Origin of the sequence: Cohnella candidum (assembly GCF_003713065.1) — a bacterium.
GTDB lineage: Bacteria > Bacillota > Bacilli > Paenibacillales > Paenibacillaceae > Cohnella > Cohnella candidum.
Map to the genome: position 1 here is coordinate 2,249,899 of NZ_CP033433.1, position 18,148 is coordinate 2,268,046.

Below are 18,148 nucleotides of genomic sequence, written 5' to 3' on the forward strand. Positions count from 1 at the left end.
AAAGGATTCCAATTGACGAAACTCGGCAGTTGATGGATGATATTCTTATATTCACAACAACCTCATTTTGATTAACAATGATCCGTGTAAATATCCAATGGAATATGTTCTTATATACAAATAGGAGTGGACCCGAGCATCATGGAAACGATTCGGATACCGGAAGGCTTCGACTCGCAGAGACTGTTCATCCAGCCCGAATACATGCAGAACGAGCTTCAAACCCACGAGCTTACCCGGTCGTTCTATGTAAGCGACATCGGTTATTTTCCGCAGGCCCGATTTCATTACCGGGAAAGACACGAAGGCTGCGACTCCCATATCTTCATTTACTGCGTGGAAGGAGAAGGCTGGATCGAATGGAACGGCGGCGACCGGCAGGTACGGATCGGGAACCGCCAGCTTGCCGTCATTCCCGCCGGGACGCCCCACCGCTACGGTGCTGACACCGACAACCCCTGGACCATTTATTGGTTTCATTTGAAAGGAGATCATGCCACGCAACTGATTCGGGCATACGGCATGGATTCAGGTCCCCTGTCTCTTCCGCTCGGTACGCACGCTCAGTGGCTGGAGCATTTCGAGCAATGCTTCGCTCTCCTGACGGACAAAACGTATTCTTTGCCCGGCCAAATTCACGTCTCTCAAACCGTGCGGCATCTTCTTAGTGCTATAGGCATCAGCGCCGGCATCTCGACAAAGGACAAAAAAAGGGAACGTTATCTGGAGCAAGCCATCCGGTACATGACCGACCGGCTGAACGACTCCGTAACGCTCCCTGAGCTATCTAAGCACACGGGTCTTTCGAAACAGCATCTCAACTATTTGTTCAAAAAAGAAACGGGCTGTCCGCCCGTCGATTACTTCTTGAGGATGAAAATGCAACGCGCCGGCCAAATGCTAGACTTGACCGACCTGAGCGTGAAGGAAGTCTGCGGTGCCGTGGGGATCTCCGACCCCTATTACTTTTCCCGGCTGTTCAAAAAAATGATGGGTGTCTCTCCTACCGAATACCGAAGCATCCCCAAAGGATAACTCCTTCTCGGGCTTACAAACCGATGCGCCAATCCCCGTTGCCGAGAATGATTTCCAGATCCCAGCAGTCGGATTCGCCGGGCCCCAGCGTCACGGCGGTACCATTGCTTACCGCTCGTTCCAGAGAGTCATAGTAACCGATTCCGGGCTCCAGAGCGATTGTCGTCCGGTCATTGCACATCCCTTGATCGATCCATACGCCCCAATACGGAACTTGGGAGCCATCCGTTCTCAAAAGCAGGTAGTTGCGGGTTGTTCGTCCGTACAAGCCGGACCAAGCCTCGCTTACCGGATGCGGATAATAGAATTTCCTGCCGTCTCCGTCCGTTTCCGTACCGACTGTCCAAGTCTCCGGCGTGCGATAAGAGGAACCCGTCTCGTATTTTCCGCCGCCGAATACGCAAAGCAAGTTCCGCATCGCGTCCGGAAGCACGATATCCGTCGGTTCGTCGATCTTGAATTGCGGATGGGCGGTCCATAGGAATGGCAAGGGAGCATCGCCTGTATTTTCTACCGTATAAGCCAGCCGAACCGTCTTATCCCCATCAAGCAACAATTCCCTGGAAAACCGGTACGGCAGCTGTTTCCCCTGAACGGAACAGATCACTTTGGTTTCCGTCGTATGGCTTTCCCAGGGAAGCGACCATATTTCTCCGTGATCCGGCAACGAAATATCCCCCTTCTCTCCGGTCATGCAAGGGTTAATCGTAGGAAAACACTCGTCCCATCCGCTCATGTCCCAATTCGTGAAGGTCGAACCGTAAACCGGTTGTTTCAGAGGACGATTGCCCGAATCCATCATCCATTCTTTTCCCGTCGGCTTATACAGTAGAGAAACGATTTTACCGCCCAGCTCCGGAATCACCTCGGTCCGCAGCGTGGCGTTTTCCGCAACGATCGAATTCATACCTTTGGAAATACCGGGATAAACCCTTGATTCCAAGCCATCCATTCCCTTTCATCCTTCCGATTTGGAGAAGCCGTTATGGTTCAATTCCTTCATTATCCACCGCTTAATGGTAGGGTGGGATTTCAATGCCGCAAGGCCCGCCGTCCGGATTGCTCTCCAGCTCCAACTCCGTACCGTCGGCACGATAGATCGGATTGTACCAATGTCCGATATGGGTCGCGCTGGCATTCGCGTAATGGCAGATGAAGGCACGGCGGAATCTTTCCTTCGATTTATTGCGATAGGAGCCGTGAATCAGATTGCCGTTGAAGAATAAAACGTCTCCAGGCTCCATGAGGGCAGGGATCGGCTTCTCTTCCTTCGGAGGCTTCACGTAGTGCGACGTGAACGATTCCGCAGAGTCCGACGTCTCCGGACAGACGATGTCGTAATGATTCGTCTTCGGCACCAACAGCATACAGCCGTTCTCTTCATCGCAACGGTCAATGGCCGTCCAGGCCGCGATGCAGTTTCCCGGTTCCACTTTCAAGTAGAAATTGTCCTGATGAAGAGCCTGCCCTCGCGAGCCGGGCGGCTTGTAATAGAACATGCTTTGGGCCGCCAGCGCCTCCTCACCGTATAACTCCTTCAGAATGGCCAGCACGCCAGGGTGCAGCATATATTGCTTGGCCAAAGGATTGAACCGGTGCGGGTGCAGCACCCGCGGATACCGTTTGAGGGGATCGTCCGTCTCGGTTTGGAAGTCGGGTTCGAAGTAACCCGGTACGGTTGTTTGGGCAATTTCATCAAATGTCTTCCGGATCTCCTCCACCTCTTCCGGCCGAAAAACCCCTTTTACGATCAAATATCCCTCGGTCTCGAACTGCCTCATCTGTTCTTCCGTCAATGCCTGCAGTTTTGGCATAATCCTCACTCCTCTATAAGGATCTTCTTGCAAGTTACTTCCATGGTACGGCCTCCACGGGAAAGACGGAAGTTTCAATCATGCTTAATACTGCTTGGATCCTGCTATAGGGGTAGACGACCATACGGGAAAACCCTTAGTCTATTCGTAAGTGATGGTGACGTATTACTGGGGGCTAGGGAATGAAGGAACATTCGTACGGCGGGATCATGACGGGGCATTTTTACGAAAACGACAGCTATGGGATAAAGAGGCCGGATGGAATGGACAATTGGCTGATCGCGTATACGCTTGAAGGGGAAGGCTTCTTCCGAACGCCTTCCGGAGAAAAAAGCTGCGGTCCAGGGGAAATCGCCCTATTACGGAAAGGAGTGCCCCATGCTTATGGAACGCAACCGGGGAACTTCTGGCATTTCATGTGGGCTCATTTTGACAGGCTGCCGGAAACGGGGCTTTTGCCGGATGAAGAAGCGCTGATTTGCAAAATCCCTTCAGGCGAGCTTCAGAGGCGCATATTGCGTATTTTCCGTACCTTGGTCCGGGATTCCCGCGAGAGAGGCGGCTATTGGCAAGAGCTGTGCGAGAACCAACTGAGCAGCATCCTGCTGCTCACCGCGGATCAGTTGACCGAACAGCTGGATCCGAGAGTCAGCCAGGTCAAGCGCCTGCTTAGCGCGAGGATGAAGGAACCTCTCTCCGTGAATGAGTTGGCGTCCTCCGTCGGATTGTCCGCTTCCCGACTCTCCCATCTCTTCAAATCGGAAACCGGCGGTTCCGTGCTTGATACGTTGAATGCGATGAGGCTCGAACAAGCTGCCCTGTTGATGGTCCATGCCGGCCGGACGGCATCCGAAGCGGCGTATGACGTCGGCTTCCAAAGCTATAACCACTTTGCCGCTTTGTTCCGCAAACGGTTTGGGAAGAGTCCTAACGCGTATCGCAAGGATATAGAAAAAAATCGCATGGAGCCGAGCGCTCCACGCGATTGATTTGCTGTCTTTATGCTGCTGCTTGGCGATCCTCTAAGGTGCGTTCCTTAATCAACACGGATCCGACAAGGCCGATCAAGGTGAAGCAGACGATAATCAAAATCCCATAGCGGTAGCCTGTAACGACCGAGCTGCTTTGAAAATGGTCCAGAACTTTGCCGAATAAGCTTGGCAGCAGAACCGCACTCACGAATCCGCCGGTATTCGCGATACCCGAAACGACACCGACCTCTTGAACGGCAAAGGATTCGCGCACAACCCCAAACGTTAATGAGCTCGCCCCATTTCCAAACCCAATCAGGAAGAAAAGCACGGCAAGCAGCATAAACGGCGGCTTTCCGCCCGACAAGAAAATAATGCCCCAGCTTAGAAAGACGACAACATGAACGACCGTGTACGGACGTTTGATGGATCCGAGACGCCCTGAAATCCAGCTGGAAAGCGGAGCCCCCAGGATCGCGCCGAACAGTCCGATCATGATCAGTTGGCTGGCACCCGAACGACTCATTCCGTAGACGTGCATTCCATATGGCACAGCCCATGACCCAATAAAGCCGACATACGTTCCGACAAGGCCGAAATGACAGAAGAACGTCGCCCAGGTTTGCCTTTGCGCGAAAATGCGCCGCAGCAAAACCAAAGTGGGTTCCCGTTTTAATTTTTCTTTACCGGAAGAAGCCATGTTGGACGGAGTCGCCTTCGTCATTTTGCGGGTGTTGACGACGAGCACGAAGTATAAAAGGATTCCGACCAAACACAGGATACATCCCGTTATCAAAAACGGTACGTGCCAACTCGTAGCGGCGATCCACAAAGAAAAAGGAACGGTAGCCGTCAGAAAACCGAGGCTTCCGCTCACGCCCGCCATGCCGATCAAGCCGATAAACTCCTTGGCCTTAAACCATTGGCTGAGGATCAACACCAAATTAATCCATATGGTTGAATCGCCTATTCCCACCAATAATCGGGCCATCAACAGAATCGACTCATTCGGTGCCAAACTATAGATGATCGTGCCGATTCCGTTCAGGAGCGTTCCCGCGATCAAGAAACGGTTCGGCCCAAAACGGTCCGAAAAGATCCCCACCGGAATTTGCAAACCCGCATATGCGAGGAATTGGACACTGGCGAGTAAACCGATCGTGGATGCCGTAACATGAAACTCGTTCATCAACTGATCGGAAATGAGTCCCGGAGCGGTACGCTGCGTCACGATGAGCAAATAAGTAAACAATACGGCGGCAAAAACGACCCAACGATACTGACTGTTTTGTTTGTCCAATGGTCTCTTCTCCTGCTTTTCTCTCGTCTCTAGGTGAAAGAACCGGTGAACGATCACCGGTTCTTAGGCTTACCTATTCGAATTTATCAGTTAGAAAAACTTCTCCAATCGAGCTTTGACCGCTTCGTTGCTTCCCTCGACGACGGTATGGAACTGCGGCTTGTCGAACAAGGCTTGGATCGGATCCGGGAACGTCTGCTTGATGCTGCGCAGTTGAATCGCCTCATCGAACTTGGCCGGGTGCGCCGTCGACAGGGTGACCGTCACTTGCCCTTCCGACGCGAGCGCATCGGCTGCCGCGATACCGCAAGCGGTATGCGGATCGAGAAGGTACTTGCTCTCTTCGTGGTACTTCGCGATCGCATCCAAGCATTCGTCATTCTGCACGCCATACGCGGCGAAATCGGCTTGCACGAGGTTCAGCTTGTCCTGCGGAATTACGATGCGGCCTTCTTTTTTGAACGCGGCCATCATGGAATTGACGACCGCGGTGTCCTCACCGTAGAGGTAATATAAGTAACGCTCGAAGTTGCTTGCCACCTGAATGTCCATGGAAGGGCTATAGGTGCTGCGGAACTCGCCGGGCTGATAAACGCCTTCCTTCACGAAACGCTCCAGGATGTTATTTTCGTTCGTCGCCAGAATGAGCTTGCCGACCGGCAGCCCCATCTTCTGTGCCAGATATCCCGCGAAAATGTCGCCGAAGTTGCCCGTTGGGACGCTGAAATTGACTTTGCCGGCATGTCCCTGCTCGGCCAGCCGGAAATAGGCGTAGAAGTAATACACCGTCTGGGCCAAAATCCTGGCGATGTTAATGGAGTTGATCGCCCGCAGGTGGTATTTATGTTTGAATTCTACCTCGGCGAAAATTTCCTTGATGATGCGCTGGCAGTCGTCGAAAGTGCCTTCCACCGCCAAGTTCAGCACGTTGGCGTCGTCCACCGTGGTCATTTGCAACTCTTGGACCTTGCTCACCTTGCCGTTGGGGTGAAGGATGCAGATCCGGATGCCTTCCTTACCGCGAACGCCCTCGATGGCGGAAGCTCCCGTATCTCCGGAAGTCGCGCCAAGGATATGGATGATCGAATCGGTTTTCGCCGAAATGTAGGCATACAGGTTGCCCAGGAATTGCAGGGCCACGTCTTTAAACGCGAAAGTCGGGCCGTGGAACAGCTCCAGCACGTGCAAATCGTCCCGAATGCGGCGCACCGGCGTTACTTCCTCATGACGGAAGGTCGAGTAGCTGTCGTCAACCAGCTTTTTCAGATCGCCGCGCGGAATTTCATCTCCCACGAACAACGAGAAAACTTCAAGCGCGAGTTCCGGATAAGAAAGTCGCTGCCAAGATGAAAGCTGCTCCTGCGGCAAGCGGGGCATTTGCTCGGGTACGAGCAATCCGCCGTCATCCGCCAGCCCCATAAGTACGGCGTCGATAAATCCAATGGGAGCCACCTGGCCCCGCGTGCTGATGTAGTTCATCTCTATCCCCTCGAACCATAGAATTATCTGTTTATTGTAACATAACGTCGGAACTGCGGTCGCGCAAAATTATGACTGAATCATTTCCATAAACGTCCTCAGCGGCTGCGAGATCCACTTTTTGGGTCGCAGGCCGAGCAGCAAATCCAACCGGATTGCGGGATGACGAATGGGCAATACGGCAAGCTTGCCGAGACGGATTTCTTCCTCCGCCGCCATGCGCGGGAGAAGCGAGACACCGAAGCCGGCTGCCAAGCACCGCTTAATCGCCTCCGGATTGCCGAGTTCCAAGGCGATTCGATAGGAGACGCCTTCCTTACGAAGCACTCGCTCAAGCATCACGCGGTAATTGCAGCTTTCTTCCGCCATGATCCATTCTGTGTCTTTAAGTTCGTCTAACAGTAGCGTTTCAGGAAACTTCTGTGTCTCCGCCGGGTTCGCAAGAAAGACAAGCGGCTCCTCCCTGACGGTAGTCCATTGGAGATCCGTCTCCGGGGGGCCATTCTCCAGCAGCAGACAGACGTCCAGCTCCCCTTCTTTCACGCCGTTGATCATCGTTTGTTCACGGCCGGTTACAATCCGGATCGAAAGCTCAGGATATTCTGCTCTAAGCGCTTGAATGATGTTCGGCAGGATGTACGAGGCGACCGAATCGATCGTCCCGATGGTCAGCGTCCCGCCGCTCTGTCGCGCCAGCGACTCTTTCGACAGCTGGTGGAGCTCAAGCATCTGCAAAGCGACCTTCAGCAGTTCGTCGCCCGCGCTCGTTAAGCGCAGCCCTCTCCCCGACCGCTCGAAAAGCTTCACATCGTAATACTGCTCCAGCTTCTGCATCTGCATGGTCACGCTGGATTGGGCATAGCCGAGTTCCGCCGCGGCGCGCGTAAGACTTCGATGAAGTGCCACGACCCGGAAAGTATGGAGATAGGTCAGATCCATGATCTTCACCCAACTTCAATTTTTTTGATATTTGTTATCAACTATTATAGATAACTACGATGCAGAGCGCGATGATAAACTGTTCGTAAATGAAGAGATTCGCATTCGCGAAAGGCGGAGATAGGATGCTTCAAGCGCAAGATTTAAAAGGGATTTACGTTCCGGTCGTCACTCCGTTTACCCCGGATGGAGAACTTGACCTGCCTGCTTATGAACGGTATCTCAGGGAACTGCTGCGACATCCGATTCAAGGGATCGTGCTAAACGGAACGACCGGCGAATCGCCGACGGTGGAATGGGCCGAGGTTGAAACGCTGTTTCAAGTTTCTCGGACGGTCATCGGGAGTCTTGGCATTCGCATGCCGATTATCGTCGGGACCGGCACCAACGATACGAGAACAACCGTGATGCGAACGAAAGCAGCCGGCGAGTGGGGTGCGGATGCGGTGTTGGTTGTCACTCCGTATTACAGCCGCCCGCCCGAGGCCGGGGTATTCCAGCACTTTCAAGCTATTGCCGAAACCGGCGTTCCTGTTGTGGTTTATGAGGTGCCAGAACGGACAGGGATTCGGCTGTCCGCCGAGATGATGGGACAGATCCTTGAACTGGACGGGGTGATCGGCCTGAAGGACGCGACGGGCGGCTTCGCATTGCTGGAGGCATTAGCTGGCCGTACGACAAAGCCGATTTTGGCCGGCTCCGACGACACGTTCACCGATATGCTCCGGCGCGGCGCAAGCGGAGGTTTGCTGGCTTCGGCTCATTTGCGCACGGAGACTTTTTTGAGCGTCTACCGCTTGGCGGCGGAAGGTTTATATGACGAATCGGAAGCGGTCTTTCATACGCTTCTCCCGCTCATCCGCCTTCTCTTCCGGGAGTCGAATCCTGCCCCGCTCAAGTGGGCGCTTGCCCAAACCGGAATGCTTGCCTCCGGTGGGGTGCGGCTGCCGCTTGTCCCGATTACCGAGGAACTTCAAGAGGAGTTGTCGGCGGTTCTATAAACGGACTAAACCCCTTCCCCCCAGGAAACAATAGGAAAAAATGGACGAGGTGTCGGGTCGTGCACGAGGTTACGGAGATTATCTTACGAGGAATCGTCGCATTCGTCTTCCTCATCCTGCTGGGGCCAATGATCGGCAAACAGTTGATCAGCCAAAACGGATATCTCCCGTTCATCGGCGCGATAACCTTGGGATCCGTTGCGGGCAATTTGATCTTCAATATCAAAATACGGTTCGGCTACTTCCTGCTTTCGATGGCCGTATTCAGCACCATTATCCTAGCCTTCAGCTACATCGCGATGAAGAGCAGCCACACCAGAAAATGGGTCAATGGCGAGCCCAGAGTGTTGATAGAAAAAGGGAAAATTCTCGAGAACCAGCTGAAAAAATCGCTTTACACGCAAGACATGCTGGAACAGGGGCTGCGCAAAAAAGACGTATTCGACTTGAACGAAGTCGAATACGCCATTCTGGAAACGGACGGATCGTTATCCGTCATCAAGAAAGCGCCGACAGCACCGTAAATTACTCTCTCACAGGCGGCTGCAAACCGGGATTAAGAAGCAATTGAGCCGGCAAAGGTTGCTGCTCCATTACTTTGGCATGTCCACGGCGGTCGTAAGAGTTGTTGTCTCGGTTCTTGTTGTCGTAATCCTCCCTTTTTGTTGTACCGCCGGATTGAATGGAAATCAGACACGGACTGCCCTTCTCTGTGCTATCATTCCCATATACCCAAAACGGGAGGCATACACGTGATCGATTTCGAGTGGTATCGAAGCTTCGTCTTTATCTATAAACACAACTCGGTGTCCGAAGCTGCCAAATCCCGGTTCATGACTCAGCCGGCTATGAGCCAGCATCTTGCCTCCTTGGAAGCCGAGGTCGGCGAGCTGCTGTTCGTCCGGACAGCCCGGAAAATGATCCCGACCGAGCGAGGCAAGCTGCTGTATACCGAGGTGGCTCCTCTTGTCGAAGCGCTGGAGCAGACGAGCGCGGATATCAAAACTTCCTCCCTTCCAAGCATGAAATGGATCAAAATAGGATCTGCGCCGGAGTTCTACCAAGAGAAAATCCTTCCCTTGCTGCCGAAATTCGGGACCTGCTCGATTTCCCATTTCGGAACAGCAGAGGAGCTTCTGGACAACCTGGATGAGGACAAGGTAGATCTCATCATTACCTCCAAAAAATTCCTGAAATCAGGAGTCGAGTACCTGAAGCTGTGCGAAGAGGAGTTCGCCATCGTCGCGCCAGGACATTGGGTGGTTCCTGAAGCAAACAGCTTGAAAGCACAAGAACACTGGCTCGCTAAACAGACGTGGATTGCGTACGGGCCGGAGCTGCCGATGATCCGGAGACTGTGGAGGGAACATTTTAAGAAGCGCCCTATGCTGTCCACGCCTTATGTTGTTCCGAATCTGCATATGATTCTCAATCTCGTCGAGTTAGGTGCGGGCCTGAGCGTGATTCCCACCTATTTACTAAAACCGGCGAAAGAAGGACAAGTACAAGTCGTTTATGCTGACTTAGCCGTGCAAAATGAACTGTTCTTAGCTTTTAAAACCAAACACAAGCATATTCCCGAAATTCAACAAATCATGAAGGTCATTCGCGAACACATTTGAAGACCAGTGCCCAGTTTTCATCGAGCGCTGGTCTTATTTCATGCGACCGAATCTATAAATTTTATTATGTATAATCACTATTTTCATAATTTGTTTTATGAAAAATACAGATTTACAATAACGTTGTACCCAAAAACATCAAACCTTCAGGAGGTTCGGAACAATGTCGAAAAATATACTCATGGTGGTCACGAGCCACTCTCATATTCACGAAGGCAAAACGACGGGAATTTGGTTGTCGGAATTTGCGGAAGCTTATATGGGGTTCAACGAGCAAGGTTGGGACATCGTCGTAGCCAGCCCGCTTGGAGGAGAAGCGCCAGTGGATCCCGCAAGTGTAGGTGAGGACACGAATCCGTCATTTAAGGAAGCGGCGAAGAGATTGGAGAACACCGTGAAGCTGAACGATCTGACGCATGAAAGCTTTGACGCGATTTTCTTGCCGGGCGGGCACGGCGCGATGTACGACCTCCCGGCTGACAGCAAGTTACAATCGCTGCTGCGCGACTTCTACGAATCCGGCAAAATGGTCGCAGCTGTCTGCCACGGCCCTGCTGCCCTGGTCGGTACCTTCTTGTCTGACGGAAGCCCGCTGGTCGCCGGCAAACGGGTGAACGCGTTCACAGACCGGGAAGAGGCGGAGACGGCTCTGGCACCGCATCTCCCTTTTCTGCTGGAAAGCCGGCTCCGCGAGCTTGGAGCAATCTTCGTCGCCGCTCCAAACTGGTCTTCCCACTATGAATCCGACGGCAATCTGATTACCGGCCAAAATCCGCAATCTACGGTCGCGGTCACAAATGCTGTGATCGATCATCTTCGAAGAGGTGGGATTACATCTTGAATTCGGACGGCTTGACCAGCGCGGGTTCGTCCTCTGCGCGACGCAGCTCCGCGATTGCCTTATACGCGCTGACGCTTGGCGCATTCGCCATCGGAATGACCGAATTTATTATCATGGGTCTGCTCCCGGAAGTCGCGGTGAACCTGAACGTCTCCATTCCGAAAGCGGGGCTTCTCATTACGGGGTATGCGCTCGGGGTGGCCCTCGGCGCACCCTTCATCACCGTCGCCACTTACAAAATGCCGCGAAAAGCACTCCTGTTGCTCCTCATGGGGATTTTCATCGTGGGCAACGCCCTCGCGGCTCTCGCTCCATCTTATGGAGTGCTTATGTTCGCCCGGATCGTCGCGGCGCTAACGCACGGCTCGTTCTTCGGGGTCGGGTCCGTGGTCGCTGCGGAGCTGGTTACGAAAGAGAAGCGCGCCGGCGCGATTGCCTTGATGTTCACCGGGCTTACGCTCGCGAACATCCTCGGCGTGCCGATCGGCACATTCATCGGCCAGGAATTCGGCTGGCGATCGACATTCTGGGCCATCACGGCCATCGGGATCGTGGCGCTGATCGGCGTTATGGTTCTCGTCCCCCGCATTCAAGCCGCGCCTTCCCGCTTGAGCCGGGAGATCGGCGTATTGTCACGTCCCGCGGTGCTGGTGGCGCTGTTGATGACGATTTTCGGTTTCGCCGGCGTATTCACCGCGTTCACCTACATTAAACCGATATTGGTGGACATCAGCGGATTTCCGGTCGACTCGGTCTCCTACATTCTCGTGCTGTTCGGAGTCGGGATTACACTTGGCAACATTTACGGGGGTAAATTGGCCGACCGCAAACTGTTGCCTTCTCTGATCGGCATTCTCGTATTCTTGGTCGCCGTGCTTGCCCTGCTTGGGGCCGTGGATCACTGGAAAATCGCCACCCTGATCGCCATTTTCCTCCTCGGAGTAGCGGCCTTCGGAACTGTGCCGGGACTTCAGCTTCACATGTTAAACACGGCAAAGGAAGCGCCGACCCTAGCCTCGACGCTAAACATCGCGGCGTTTAACCTCGGGAACGCCCTCGGCGCTTATCTGGGTGGAATCGTCATTGAATACGGAATTGGCGGCGGGCTGGAAGCCGTCCCTTGGACCGCTTCCCTCGTTACTGTCGCGGGCATACTGTTCACCTTGTGGGGATATCGCCAGAACCACAGGGCATAAACTCAATTCGTCGTCCACAAACAAAAATGATGGCTCAACTCTACTGAGTTGAGCCATCATTTTTTGATAGATATTATTGCGAATAATTTTGCCTTATGATACGGTTCACCGCGCAGTCTGTAACAGCAAGTTTTCTTGACGGCTCGCTGTTACACTCCACGTTTGTTGCCCCATAACCAGGTATGAAGCTGCGGTAAAACTCTTACCGATCTAAGCACCGTTGATGCCATTACACTTTGGACCAACCATTCATAACATTTCATCAAACGCTTCAACAATACGGTCGAATCGGTTTCCATTATATCGTTATTCCCCGCCTGCAAAAACATGGACACTTCCGGATACCGACGGTGAACCTCTTCTGCGAATCGAATGTCTGCGTCGTCGAACACAACTACTTTCAGACAAAAGCAGCGGTTATGGTCCGAAAGCCTAGAAACCAGTTCGTCGAGAATATCCCAATCGGTTTGCATCCCCGAACTGGGCGGTTTCGGGGACAAAGTCAACTCGTCAATTTGGAGGAACCAATCCCGCCATAGGCTGCCCTGCGTCTCCAATGCAACGGCAATCCCATTTTCGTGCAGCAGATCAATGAGTTCATTTAGTTGAGGAAGAAGTGCAGGATTCCCTCCTGACAGCGTCACATGAGAAAAAGACTCGCCGCCTATACGAGATAGTTCTTGGAAGATTTCCGAGGCCATCAGCATGCGGATGTCTTGCTTGCCCGTTCCGTCCCAAGTAAAGGCGGAATCACACCAGGAACAGGAATAGTCGCAGCCTGCTGTGCGGACAAACATGGTTTTCTGCCCGATGACCATTCCTTCCCCTTGGATGGTGGGGCCGAATATCTCCATGATTGGGAACCGATTAGATGCCATAGGAATCACCTGCTCTAGGAAGGTACACCACATAACTTGTCGGGGTTTCCCTTAAGAAAACCTGTAAACACCGGGGCTTATTCTCGGAACGGTCAAGATAAGCCTGGATGATTTCGTATACCGTTCTGGCCAGAACCTCCGATGTAGGGAACCGTTCCGGATCCTCATCTTTAAAATAAGCATGATGGTCATTCAACAGCGAATGATCGAAACAGTCATGGATCAGCTTCTTGATTTCCGAGAAATTAACCAAAAATCCGGCTGCATCCAGATCGTTGCCGGCAATCGTGACATTGACGAAATAGGTATGTCCGTGCACACGGCTGCATTTCCCCGCAGCGTCGGACGGCACATAATGCGCTGCGGCAAATTGCAGATCCTTATTCAATTCATAGCAAAAAGGATGGACGACGGATGGATAAATTTGTTGAATCATCACTGAGCCCCTCCTTTTTCTTCAGAAGATATTCCTCCAACCCCTTCTTACGAAGAAGGCATGACGGGCATTCTCCGCAGCCTTCGGCCACGATGCCGTTATAGCAAGTAAGCGTCCTCTCCCGCACATATTCCAGCACGCCGAGTTCGTCGGCCATTCTCCATGTATCCGCTTTGGTCAACCACATCAGCGGCGTTTCGATGACGAATGGGTACTCCATCGCCAGATTTAACGTTACATTCAGCGATTTGATAAATACGTCCCGGCAATCCGGGTAACCACTGAAGTCCGTCTCGCATACCCCGGTTACAATATGTCTCGCCCCGATCTGTTTCGCCAATATCGCGGCAAACGTCAAAAACAACAAGTTTCGTCCATCCACAAAGGTCGTCGGTAACGCCCCTTCATCATGTTCAATGGAAATATCCTGCCTGGTCAAAGCATTGGGCGCCAGTTGATTCAGAAGAGCCATATCCAATACATGATGCCGTACCTTCTGTTCCTTCGCGATTTGAGCCGCACAATCGAGTTCAAGACGATGCCGCTGCCCGTAATCGAACGTTACAGCCTCCACCTCGCCAAACCGTTGCATGGCCCAAAACAAACATGTCGTGCTATCTTGACCGCCGCTAAAAACAACGACTGCTTTATGTTGTTTCATCATGTCGTGCTCCTTTCGTTGACCCAACAAAACAAAAAAACGATATCTAAGGAGATACCGTTTCCTTAGTTTTTTATAGAGGGTGTGCTAAAACCTCTCCTGAAACCATCGAATTGATTTCAGAATTTATTTTGTTACTTACCATTGTACTACAAAACCTTTTGCCGCGACCATCGCGTTTTACATTTCCAGCAAATCCTTCAGACGAAGACCCGTTGCAGGTGAAGCAGTATAAATCACAATTTTGATTCCCGGATGATCTGGCTGCTGCAAGGTTACATACTCGAATTCCATTTCACCGATACTGGGGTTCGTCCATCGCTTATGGCAATCGACTGTGATTTGAACGTCATGCTTCGGCCAATGCTCACGGAACGCTTCACTCGTCCGCAGCAGTTCCTCGATGAGCTCGTTAAACCTCGAATCTTGTTGGAAGTACGCATAATCCGCACGAAATCTGGCAATCATGACCTGCGCTTTGGCCTCCCAATCCGGGTTGTTCCTCCTAGTTTCGGAATCCGTTAGAAATCTGCGCAGCCAATTCGGTTTTAATACCCTGTCCTTCGTGAATGCCGGCAGTCTGAACACCAACTCCGCCGCTTTGTTCCATAGCAGCATGTCCCAGCTACTCCCCAAAACGAGCGCAGGATTCGGATCGAGGGCAAGCACCGTACGTTCCAACCCAAGCGTCACCTCTTGACTCGCGTGGACAAGCTCCCGCTCCACGGGCCTTGCAAGCGTATAGAGATGGCGTCTCTCCCCACTTGATAATCGCAGCGCAATGGCTAAGCTGTCCAGTACCTGATCGGACGGATTGGACACTCTCCCCTGCTCTAAGGATGTGTACCACGAAGTACCGATGTGGGCCATCTGTGCCACTTCTTCACGGCGAAGCCCTGGCGTCCGGCGTCGGCCATAGAACGGCAGCCCCACATCTTCCGGAGTAAGTCGTTCTCGACGTGCTCGCAAAAACTCACCTAACGAAAGCGTTTCTGGGGAAGAACCTTCCTTCACGATGAACCACCTCATTTAGCCTAACACTTCCAATCGTACGAAAAACACAGGAAGGCAGATTGATGCAGGTTTTGTCATAATTCCAGTATAGCACTGGAAAATGACGGGTTGGAGGGAAATCCGAATGATTCTAATTACTGGCGGCTTAGGATTCATCGGCACTCACACGACAAGAGCACTGCTTGATCTTGGCGAGACCTGCGTGCTTACGCAGTATCGAACCTCCGATATCCCGAGCTTTATCAAAAGCGAACTCGGCAAGCGCGCGTTCATAGAGCAGGTAGATATTACGGATCCATCGGCATTCCTTGAGATCGGTAAGCGCCGCAACATTTCTGGAATCATCCACTTGGCGATGCCGGGTTCCGGTGTGACCGGTCTCTTTGATAAGCTTCGTGCACATCATGAAAGCCTGCAAAACGTTCTGCAGGCGGCTCATCAATGGGGCGTCCCCCGGGTCAGCATCAGCAGCGCAATTGGCGTCTATATGGGCGTGAGTGAAAGCCCGTTCCGTGAGGATATGCCGCTGCCAATGTCCGCAGACAATCCCTTCACGGCCTTCAAAAAGAGCTCCGAACTAATCGCGTCTTATATCGCCCGTAGCGCGGGCTTTGAGGTGGTGAACCTTCGAATCGCAGGTATCTGGGGCCCTATGCAAAAGTCAGCTGCCAACCTTGTCGTCGCCCCCAAGCTTGTCCAAGCTGCAGTAAGCGGGATGCCGGCTAATTTTTCAAACACGGCTTCATCTCATCTCTTGGATGCGTACGATATGTGTTACGTCAAAGATTGTGCCCGAGCCATTGCACTCCTCCAAACCGCTCAGCAACTGAACCACAGCACCTACAACATCGGTTCGGGACGTATCATCCGGAATGAAGAGTTCGTCGCGGCAATCCACCGTATCATCCCGGACGCAGAGATTTCTCTGCCCAAGGGTCACCGTTTGGACGTTTGCCTCGACATCACTCGCATTCGACAAGATACGGGATACGAGCCTGCATACGACATCGAGCGGGGGATTGCAGATTATATTGGTTGGTTACGTTCGGGGAATGTGGTGTAATCATATGCAATAAAGTACCTGCAAAGCCGCCTACAATCCCTGTGGCAACATTAAAACTCTCCGCAAACGATTTGCCGAATCTTCTCGATCGGTGCCTTGGGTACACGATCATAGGTTAACAGACCGTTGATTTCTTGCTCCACGTCCGTTAATTGCGTATAGCAAAACCCTTGAACGACCGGAGAGAGGTACAGAGGACGAAATACGGCTTTCAGTCGGCGAAGGAAATCCTGCTCGTTGCTTGCCACGGAATACCCCCATCCTTCCCCTCTCTTCGGAAAAGAAATGCCCCCGAATTCCGTGACGAGGATCGGCTGCCCTTCGTACGCGGCGCCTCCCACGAGTAATCTTCTTCTATTGGCCGGCATGGCTTGAATCGCATTATCCGCCGTGGCATAACGTTGGGACAATACGTCTTCCCTCCACTCGTAATCGTGAATGCCGACCAAATCCGTCTTCAGCATCTCCCATCCGTCGTTGCCGATGACGGGTCTCGTATCGTCCAGCGATTTGATCAGATGGTACAGCGACAAGACGTGTTGCTGCTGCCTCGCATCGATCTGGATGTTGGGAACGCCCCAGCTCTCGTTAATCGGAACCCACGCTGCGATGCAAGGATGGTTGTAATCCCTCTCCAGAATCTCTTGCCACTCGCGGGTAATCCGATGTACGTAGTCATCCGAATAAACGTAAGCGTTCGCGCATTCTCCCCAGACCAGCAAACCTTGCCGATCGCACTCTTATAAGAAGCGCGGATCTTCCGTTTTCTGATGTTTGCGCACGCCGTTAAATCCCATGGCCTTCGTGAGCTGAACGTCACGAACGATCGCATCCAGTGAAGGAGCGGTAAGATTACCATCCGGAAAATAGCCTTGATCCAGCACCATGCGCATGAAATAAGGCCGGTTGTTCAATTTAAACTTGCCGTCTTCGATCGAAATTTTCCGCATGCCGAAATAACTGTCGCACTCGTCTACCGTGACACCGTTTACAGAAAGCTCGAAACGGATGTCGTACAAGTTCGGATTTTCCGGCGTCCACAAGCGGCCGAATCCATGATCGTTGCCGCCATGCAGCCGGATCGTACGCGTCTCTTCCCTGCCGTGTATTCTGTATCGTTGTTCCGATACGGTCGTTCCTTCGAAGGTGACCCTCATTTTCAACCATACTTCTTGGCCGGCGGGATGATCGGTGACGAACGTACGAATCTCGATATCGTTCCGGTCGATATCCGGTTTGTATTTGATCTTCTTTAGATGAACGGCGTGGACAGGCTCAAGCCAGACGCTCTGCCAAATGCCCGTCGTCCGGGTGTAAAAGATGCCGGAAGAGCGTTCTTCCCAATATTGCTTGCCTCTAGGCTGCGTCAAATCCTTGCTGTCATCTTCGACTCTTACCGTTATGACGATGCGGTTACCCGTCAACAAATCGGTAATATCCGCTTGAAACGGGGTGTGACCGCCTTCGTGGATCGCGGCCAATTCCCCGTTGATCCACACTCGGGTCAGGTAATCCACCGCGCCAAAATGAATGATGATTCGCCTATCGTTCCAATCTTGCGGGATTTCGACGACTTTCCGATACCAGACGACATCATGAAAAGAAGGATCTCCGATACCGCTGAGCGCGCTTTGATATGCGAACGGCACTTGAATCTTCCGATTGAACGGAGAATCCGCCAAATACCACTTGTCTTTTTCTCCCTTCCTCTCATCGTCGAAAGCGAATTCCCATTCTCCATTTAAACTAAGCCATTCACTTCGCCGAAGTACCGGACGGGGATACTCCGTCCTGGTCGAATGGAACGTATTCATCGCGTTCAACACCCTCCCGCACGATAACTGCTTCATCTCTTGCCGTAAATTAAATGTACCACATGCAAATAAAAAAGACGTATT

17 protein-coding genes, 1 pseudogene and 1 riboswitch are annotated in these 18,148 nt (G+C 52.4%); of the genes and pseudogenes, 8 read left to right on the forward strand and 10 right to left on the reverse strand.

Features of this window, described 5'->3' with window-relative positions; genetic code table 11:
• Nucleotides 1-141 precede the first annotated feature (141 nt).
• Complete coding sequence (locus EAV92_RS10725) at nt 142-1,035, forward strand: AraC family transcriptional regulator (protein WP_123041078.1); 894 nt, start codon at nt 142-144, stop codon at nt 1,033-1,035.
• Between the two features lie 13 nt (nt 1,036-1,048).
• Here the strand turns inward: EAV92_RS10725 and EAV92_RS10730 are convergent, their stop codons facing one another.
• Nucleotides 1,049-1,987, reverse strand: coding sequence for an aldose epimerase family protein (locus tag EAV92_RS10730; protein ID WP_123041079.1), 939 nt, complete (start codon nt 1,985-1,987; stop codon nt 1,049-1,051).
• A 61-nt stretch (nt 1,988-2,048) separates the two neighbouring features.
• A complete protein-coding gene (locus EAV92_RS10735) occupies nt 2,049-2,849 on the reverse strand; it encodes a phytanoyl-CoA dioxygenase family protein (RefSeq protein ID WP_123041080.1) in 801 nt (266 codons plus the stop codon).
• 182 nt (nt 2,850-3,031) lie between these two features.
• On the opposite strand from EAV92_RS10735, the gene EAV92_RS10740 reads away from it, so the two are divergent.
• Nucleotides 3,032-3,838, forward strand: a complete 807-nt coding sequence (locus EAV92_RS10740) for a helix-turn-helix domain-containing protein (RefSeq protein ID WP_123041081.1) — start codon at nt 3,032-3,034, stop codon at nt 3,836-3,838.
• A gap of 10 nt (nt 3,839-3,848) precedes the next feature.
• Here EAV92_RS10740 and EAV92_RS10745 read toward each other — a convergent pair whose 3' ends face one another.
• From EAV92_RS10745 to EAV92_RS10755, 3 genes are all read right to left on the reverse strand, one after another.
• Nucleotides 3,849-5,120: an MFS transporter gene (locus tag EAV92_RS10745; protein WP_123041082.1), complete on the reverse strand. Its 1,272-nt coding sequence runs from the start codon at nt 5,118-5,120 to the stop codon at nt 3,849-3,851.
• 90 nt (nt 5,121-5,210) lie between these two features.
• Complete coding sequence (gene thrC / locus EAV92_RS10750; protein WP_123041083.1) at nt 5,211-6,599, reverse strand: threonine synthase; 1,389 nt, start codon at nt 6,597-6,599, stop codon at nt 5,211-5,213.
• 69 nt (nt 6,600-6,668) lie between these two features.
• Nucleotides 6,669-7,538 carry a LysR family transcriptional regulator gene (locus EAV92_RS10755; RefSeq protein ID WP_123041084.1) on the reverse strand — a complete coding sequence of 290 codons (870 nt, stop codon included), beginning with the start codon at nt 7,536-7,538 and terminating at the stop codon, nt 6,669-6,671.
• A gap of 125 nt (nt 7,539-7,663) precedes the next feature.
• Here EAV92_RS10755 and dapA point away from each other — a divergent pair, with 125 nt between their 5' ends.
• The 5 genes from dapA to EAV92_RS10780 all read left to right on the forward strand — a co-directional run bounded on the left by dapA (nt 7,664) and on the right by EAV92_RS10780 (nt 12,198).
• On the forward strand, nt 7,664-8,539 hold the full coding sequence (gene dapA / locus EAV92_RS10760) for a 4-hydroxy-tetrahydrodipicolinate synthase (RefSeq protein ID WP_123041085.1): 876 nt from the start codon (nt 7,664-7,666) through the stop codon (nt 8,537-8,539).
• Nucleotides 8,540-8,598: 59 nt separating this feature from the next.
• Nucleotides 8,599-9,063: a DUF421 domain-containing protein gene (locus EAV92_RS10765; protein WP_123041086.1), complete on the forward strand. Its 465-nt coding sequence runs from the start codon at nt 8,599-8,601 to the stop codon at nt 9,061-9,063.
• 228 nt (nt 9,064-9,291) lie between these two features.
• The gene (locus tag EAV92_RS10770) at nt 9,292-10,161 is read left to right on the forward strand and encodes a LysR family transcriptional regulator (protein ID WP_123041087.1); all 870 of its coding nucleotides are present in this window, start codon (nt 9,292-9,294) and stop codon (nt 10,159-10,161) included.
• Between the two features lie 163 nt (nt 10,162-10,324).
• The gene (locus EAV92_RS10775; protein ID WP_123041088.1) at nt 10,325-11,002 is read left to right on the forward strand and encodes a type 1 glutamine amidotransferase domain-containing protein; all 678 of its coding nucleotides are present in this window, start codon (nt 10,325-10,327) and stop codon (nt 11,000-11,002) included.
• Complete coding sequence (locus tag EAV92_RS10780) at nt 10,999-12,198, forward strand: MFS transporter (protein WP_277424230.1); 1,200 nt, start codon at nt 10,999-11,001, stop codon at nt 12,196-12,198. Before EAV92_RS10775 ends, EAV92_RS10780 begins: the two co-directional genes overlap by 4 nt.
• Nucleotides 12,199-12,347: 149 nt before the next feature.
• Here the strand turns inward: EAV92_RS10780 and queE are convergent, their stop codons facing one another.
• From queE to EAV92_RS10800, 4 genes are all read right to left on the reverse strand, one after another.
• Nucleotides 12,348-13,076: a 7-carboxy-7-deazaguanine synthase QueE gene (gene queE / locus EAV92_RS10785; protein ID WP_123041089.1), complete on the reverse strand. Its 729-nt coding sequence runs from the start codon at nt 13,074-13,076 to the stop codon at nt 12,348-12,350.
• On the reverse strand, nt 13,066-13,512 hold the full coding sequence (queD, locus tag EAV92_RS10790; protein ID WP_123041090.1) for a 6-carboxytetrahydropterin synthase QueD: 447 nt from the start codon (nt 13,510-13,512) through the stop codon (nt 13,066-13,068). Before queD ends, queE begins: the two co-directional genes overlap by 11 nt.
• On the reverse strand, nt 13,466-14,173 hold the full coding sequence (queC, locus tag EAV92_RS10795) for a 7-cyano-7-deazaguanine synthase QueC (protein WP_123041091.1): 708 nt from the start codon (nt 14,171-14,173) through the stop codon (nt 13,466-13,468). Before queC ends, queD begins: the two co-directional genes overlap by 47 nt.
• A gap of 59 nt (nt 14,174-14,232) precedes the next feature.
• A riboswitch (PreQ1 riboswitch) is annotated at nt 14,233-14,276 on the reverse strand.
• Between the two features lie 77 nt (nt 14,277-14,353).
• Nucleotides 14,354-15,187: a helix-turn-helix transcriptional regulator gene (locus EAV92_RS10800; protein ID WP_241158504.1), complete on the reverse strand. Its 834-nt coding sequence runs from the start codon at nt 15,185-15,187 to the stop codon at nt 14,354-14,356.
• 124 nt (nt 15,188-15,311) lie between these two features.
• On the opposite strand from EAV92_RS10800, the gene EAV92_RS10805 reads away from it, so the two are divergent.
• A complete protein-coding gene (locus tag EAV92_RS10805; RefSeq protein WP_123041093.1) occupies nt 15,312-16,250 on the forward strand; it encodes an NAD-dependent epimerase/dehydratase family protein in 939 nt (312 codons plus the stop codon).
• Between the two features lie 50 nt (nt 16,251-16,300).
• Here the strand turns inward: EAV92_RS10805 and EAV92_RS10810 are convergent.
• Nucleotides 16,301-18,064 (reverse strand): annotated as a pseudogene (locus tag EAV92_RS10810) (glycoside hydrolase family 2 protein).
• Nucleotides 18,065-18,148: the final 84 nt, after the last annotated feature.